Origin of the sequence: Raoultella sp. (assembly GCF_039594335.1) — a bacterium.
GTDB lineage: Bacteria > Pseudomonadota > Gammaproteobacteria > Enterobacterales > Enterobacteriaceae > Klebsiella.
This window is the reverse complement of record NZ_JBCNNS010000225.1, coordinates 1-4,355: the sequence shown is the minus strand read 5'-3', so window position 1 is coordinate 4,355 and position 4,355 is coordinate 1. Positions and strand designations below refer to the sequence as shown.

At 56.0% G+C, this 4,355-nt stretch carries 6 protein-coding genes; 5 read left to right on the top strand and 1 reads right to left on the bottom strand.

Going from position 1 to position 4,355, the window contains the following annotated elements:
* Positions 1-201 (bottom strand): hypothetical protein (locus tag ACZAHD_RS21900; RefSeq protein WP_462458612.1); only part of this gene is annotated, 201 nt, incomplete at its 3' end.
* A 90-nt stretch (positions 202-291) separates the two neighbouring features.
* On the opposite strand from ACZAHD_RS21900, the gene ACZAHD_RS21895 reads away from it, so the two are divergent.
* The 5 genes from ACZAHD_RS21895 to ACZAHD_RS21875 form a co-directional block, all read left to right on the top strand.
* The gene (locus ACZAHD_RS21895; protein WP_462458614.1) at positions 292-1,653 is read left to right on the top strand and encodes a 2-hydroxycarboxylate transporter family protein; all 1,362 of its coding nucleotides are present in this window, start codon (positions 292-294) and stop codon (positions 1,651-1,653) included.
* A gap of 17 nt (positions 1,654-1,670) precedes the next feature.
* Positions 1,671-2,534 carry a fumarylacetoacetate hydrolase family protein gene (locus tag ACZAHD_RS21890; protein ID WP_462458611.1) on the top strand — a complete coding sequence of 288 codons (864 nt, stop codon included), beginning with the start codon at positions 1,671-1,673 and terminating at the stop codon, positions 2,532-2,534.
* A 13-nt stretch (positions 2,535-2,547) separates the two neighbouring features.
* Positions 2,548-3,567 carry a [citrate (pro-3S)-lyase] ligase gene (gene citC, locus ACZAHD_RS21885; RefSeq protein ID WP_462458613.1) on the top strand — a complete coding sequence of 340 codons (1,020 nt, stop codon included), beginning with the start codon at positions 2,548-2,550 and terminating at the stop codon, positions 3,565-3,567.
* Between the two features lie 16 nt (positions 3,568-3,583).
* Positions 3,584-3,874, top strand: coding sequence for a citrate lyase acyl carrier protein (gene citD, locus ACZAHD_RS21880; RefSeq protein WP_462458610.1), 291 nt, complete (start codon positions 3,584-3,586; stop codon positions 3,872-3,874).
* A partial coding sequence (locus tag ACZAHD_RS21875) for an aldolase/citrate lyase family protein (protein ID WP_462458609.1) occupies positions 3,874-4,355 on the top strand: 482 nt, incomplete at its 3' end. The genes citD and ACZAHD_RS21875, both read left to right, overlap by 1 nt.

Sequence of the window (4,355 nt, the reverse complement as noted above, 5' to 3'; positions counted from 1 at the left end):
GACATCTGCTTTGCCGGAAACTTGTGATCCTTTGCACAAGCACCCGACATGGCAAAATATTGCCGTCGAAGCATATCTTAAATTTACGTTAATAAATGTTATTTGTTTGTTCAGTTTGGAAAATAAACCATAAAAACCACGCTGATAAATAAACTTTGAATCACATAAAATAAAATAAACCATTAAAACCATAGCCCCCATTAAAGTTTCGTTTTTAATATGCCGAATCTCACATTAAGTCTGCTTTTGGCACATTAAGCTGCCTGCACAAAATAACCAAGGGGCTTAATGATGAGCACAACCGACGATTCTTTCTCTGTTACCCAAGATCCAATTGATATTCACAAACCTTCACTCAAGGCGCGCTGGTGGCATATTATGGATAGCTGGAAAGTGGGGATTATTCCTTTACCGCTGTTTGTTCTTGCCGGGCTGCTTATCGCCATCGATTGTCTGGGGGGGAAGTTACCGAGCGATATCGTGGTGATGGTTGCCACGCTGGCGTTTTTTGGTTTTGCCTGCGGCGAGTTCGGCAAACGTCTGCCGATCGTCGGCAAACTCGGCGCGGCGGCGATTTGCGCGACATTCATCCCTTCGGCGCTGGTCTACTATGGTCTGCTGCCGGATGTGGTGGTGGAGTCCACCACTAAATTCTACAAATCCACCAACATTCTCTATCTCTACATCTGCTGCATTATTGTCGGCAGTATCATGAGCATGAACCGCACCGTGCTGATTCAGGGCTTTCTGCGTATCTTCTTCCCGATGCTGTGCGGTGAAATTGTCGGCATGATCGTCGGCATGGGCGTAGGCCTCGCGCTCGGCCTTGAACCGTTCCAGATCTTCTTCTTTATCATCCTGCCGATCATGGCGGGCGGCGTGGGCGAAGGGGCGATCCCGCTCTCGATCGGCTATGCGACGTTACTGCATATGGATCAAGGCGTGGCGCTGGGGCGCATCCTGCCGATGGTGATGCTGGGCGGCCTCACCGCGATTATCATCTCCGGCTGTCTGAACCAGCTCGGCAAACGCTACCCACACCTGACCGGTGAAGGCCAACTGATGCCAAACCGCACGAATACCGATGAAACCGTCTCACAGCCTGCCTTCTCCGGAAAAGTCGACGTCACCACCATCGCTTCCGGAGCGCTGCTTGCGGTACTGCTGTATATGCTGGGGATGCTGGGTCACAAGCTGATTGGTCTGCCTGCACCGGTTGGCATGCTGTTTATGGCGGTGCTGGTGAAGCTGTTTAACGGCGTCTCCCCGCGCATTCTTGAAGGTTCTCAGGTGGTGTACAAATTCTTCCAGACTTCTGTGACCTATCCGATCTTGTTTGCCGTCGGCGTGGCGATCACCCCGTGGCACGAACTGGTCGCCGCTTTCACCGTCAGCAACCTGCTGGTGATTATCAGCACCGTCTCTGCGCTGGTGGCGACCGGTTTCTTCGTCGGTAAAAAGATTGGCATGCATCCGATTGATGTCGCCATCGTCTCCTGTTGCCAGAGCGGACAGGGCGGAACCGGCGATGTGGCGATTCTGACTGCCGGCAACCGTATGAGCCTGATGCCGTTCGCCCAGATTGCCACTCGTATCGGTGGCGCGATTAACGTCTCGGTCTCGCTGCTGATTCTGGGCAACTTCCTCGTTTAAGTTTTCAGGAAACAACAATGAAACTCGCAAGCTATCTCTATCAGGACATTCGTAGCTTCGGCATCGTCAAAGCGGAAGGCATCATTGATTTAGGTCGCCGCCTCGGCGACCGCTACGGCGATCTCAAAGCACTGTTGCAAGGCAACGGGATGGTGGAGGCCACCCACTATCTGAACGATGCCGTGGACGTGCCGCTGAGCGCCATCACCTTCTTACCGGTGATTGTGCAGCCGGAAAAAATCCTCTGCGTGGGCATGAACTACGCCGACAAGCGCAAAGAGTTCGATCAGCACAATCCGGCGCCGACGCTGTTTGTCCGCTTTGCCGATTCCCAGACGGCGCACAACGCGCCGGTATTGAAACCGCGCCACTCCAGCGAATTCGACTACGAAGGCGAGCTGGCGGTGATCATCGGCAAAGGCGGGGAGAACATCAGCCGCGACGACGCCCTGCGCCACGTGGCCGGCTACAGCTGCTACATGGACGGCTCCGCCCGCGACTGGCAGCACACCTGGTTTACTGCCGGTAAAAACTGGCGTCAGACCGGCGCGTTCGGCCCGTGGATGGCAACGGCCGATGAGATCCCGGATCCGCATCAGCTGACGATCCGCACCTGGCTGAACGGCCGCATGGTGCAGGAAGACAACACCAGCAGCATGATCCACAAGGTGGCGGAGCTGATCGAGTACATCAGCACCTTTACCCGCTTAAGCCCGGGCGATGTGATCATCACCGGCTCTCCTGGCGGAGTGGGTAAAAAGCGTAACCCGCCGCTGTTTATGAAAGAGGGCGATCGCATTGAGGTGGAGATCGAGCATATCGGTCATCTCAGCAATGTGATCATGGAAGCGCCAGCCGACACGCTGACGACGGCACACTGAGTAAGGCGTGATGATGGATTCGCAACCCGCTATCGACTTTCTATTCACGGAAGTGGCCCGACACCCGGAACGTCTGAGCCAGATTCGTTACCTGCTGACGGACAGCGGTCTGGGGATGGACAATGATATTACGCTGTTTGTTGAGGCCTGGTGCGGAAGGCAACTGGTGGGCTGCGCGGGGCTGGCCGCCAACGTTATCAAATGTGTGGCGGTCGATGAGCAACTGCGCGGTGTCAACCTCAGCATGCGGCTGCTGGCGGAAGTGGAAAACGTCGCCCTCGCGCGCGGCCATTTTCACCTCTTTCTCTGTACCCGTCCCTGTAACGAGGATCGCTTTGCCCGAAGCGGCTTCTGGCCTGTCGCCCGCAGTGGCCATAACGCGGTATTGATGGAAAACACGCCGCAGGGCATCACCCGTTACTGCCGTTCGCTGCGCGGTTTGCGCCGGCCCGGCCAGGATATCGGGGCGATTGTCATGAACGCTAACCCGTTCACGCTGGGCCACCGCCATCTGGTGGAGCAAGCGGCAGCACGCTGCGACTGGCTGCATCTGTTTGTGGTACGCGAAGAGGCCTCTTTCTTTCCGTTCGCCGCGCGTCTGGAGATGGTACGGGCCGGGGTGGCGCATTTGGCGAATGTCTGCGTACACGAGGGTTCGCAGTACATCATTTCACGCGCCACTTTTCCGGCCTACTTCCTCAAAGAGAGCGGGAAAGTACAGCAGGCGTGGAGCGAAATCGACGTGCTGATCTTTCGCGACTACATCGCGCCGTCTCTCGGTATTACTCATCGTTTTATCGGATCCGAGCCGTTTTGCGATATTACCCGTCAGTACAACCAGACGCTGCACACACTGCTGGCGGGTCATATCAACGTTGCGGAGATGACCCGTATCAAGGCCGGGGGGAGCGCCATCTCGGCCTCGGAAGTTCGCCGTTTACTTAAGACAGCACAGTATTCTCGTATTCGGGACATTGTTCCGGAATCCACTTTCGCGCATCTCGAAGCACACTACAGCGCGGAAGTCGCTTAACTATCAGGAAACGATCATGAAAATTGTAAGGGAGGCGCTGGCGGGTACGCAGGAGTCCAGCGACCTGATGGTGAAAATCGCCCCCGCTGACGGCGAGCTGGAGATTATCATCCACAGTGAAGTGATGAAGCAGTTTGGCGAGCAGATTCGTCAGGTGGTTGAGGAAACGCTGCACGCCATGGCGGTGCATCAGGGATTGATTATCATCGAAGACAAAGGCGCGCTGGATTGCGTCATTCGTGCGCGGCTACAAAGCGCGGTGCTGCGCGCCGTCGATGAGCCGCATATCGACTGGAGGAGACTGTGATGAACACGCTCCGTCGTAGCATGTTATTCCTGCCGGGCGCTAACGCCGCCATGCTCTCTACGGCCTTTATCTACCGTCCGGATTCGATCATGTTCGATCTTGAGGATGCGGTGACGCTGCGCGAGAAAGACAGCGCGCGCCTGCTGGTCTGGCATGCGCTCCAGCACCCGATGTATCAGGATATCGAAACCGTGGTCCGCATTAATCCGTTGAGCACGCCGTTTGGTCTTGCGGATCTTGAAGCAGTGGTTCGCGCCGGCGTGGATGTTGTGCGCCTGCCGAAAACCGATACCCCAGATGACATCTACGAACTGGAAGGTCATCTGGCGCGCATTGAACAAGAATGCGGGCGCGAGGTCGGTTCTACCCGTGTGATGGCGGCCATAGAGTCTGCCATTGGTGTGATTAACGCCGTGGCAATTGCCCGCAGTTCTCCGCGCTTAATCGGCATCGCGCTGGCCGCCTTTGACTACGTGATGGA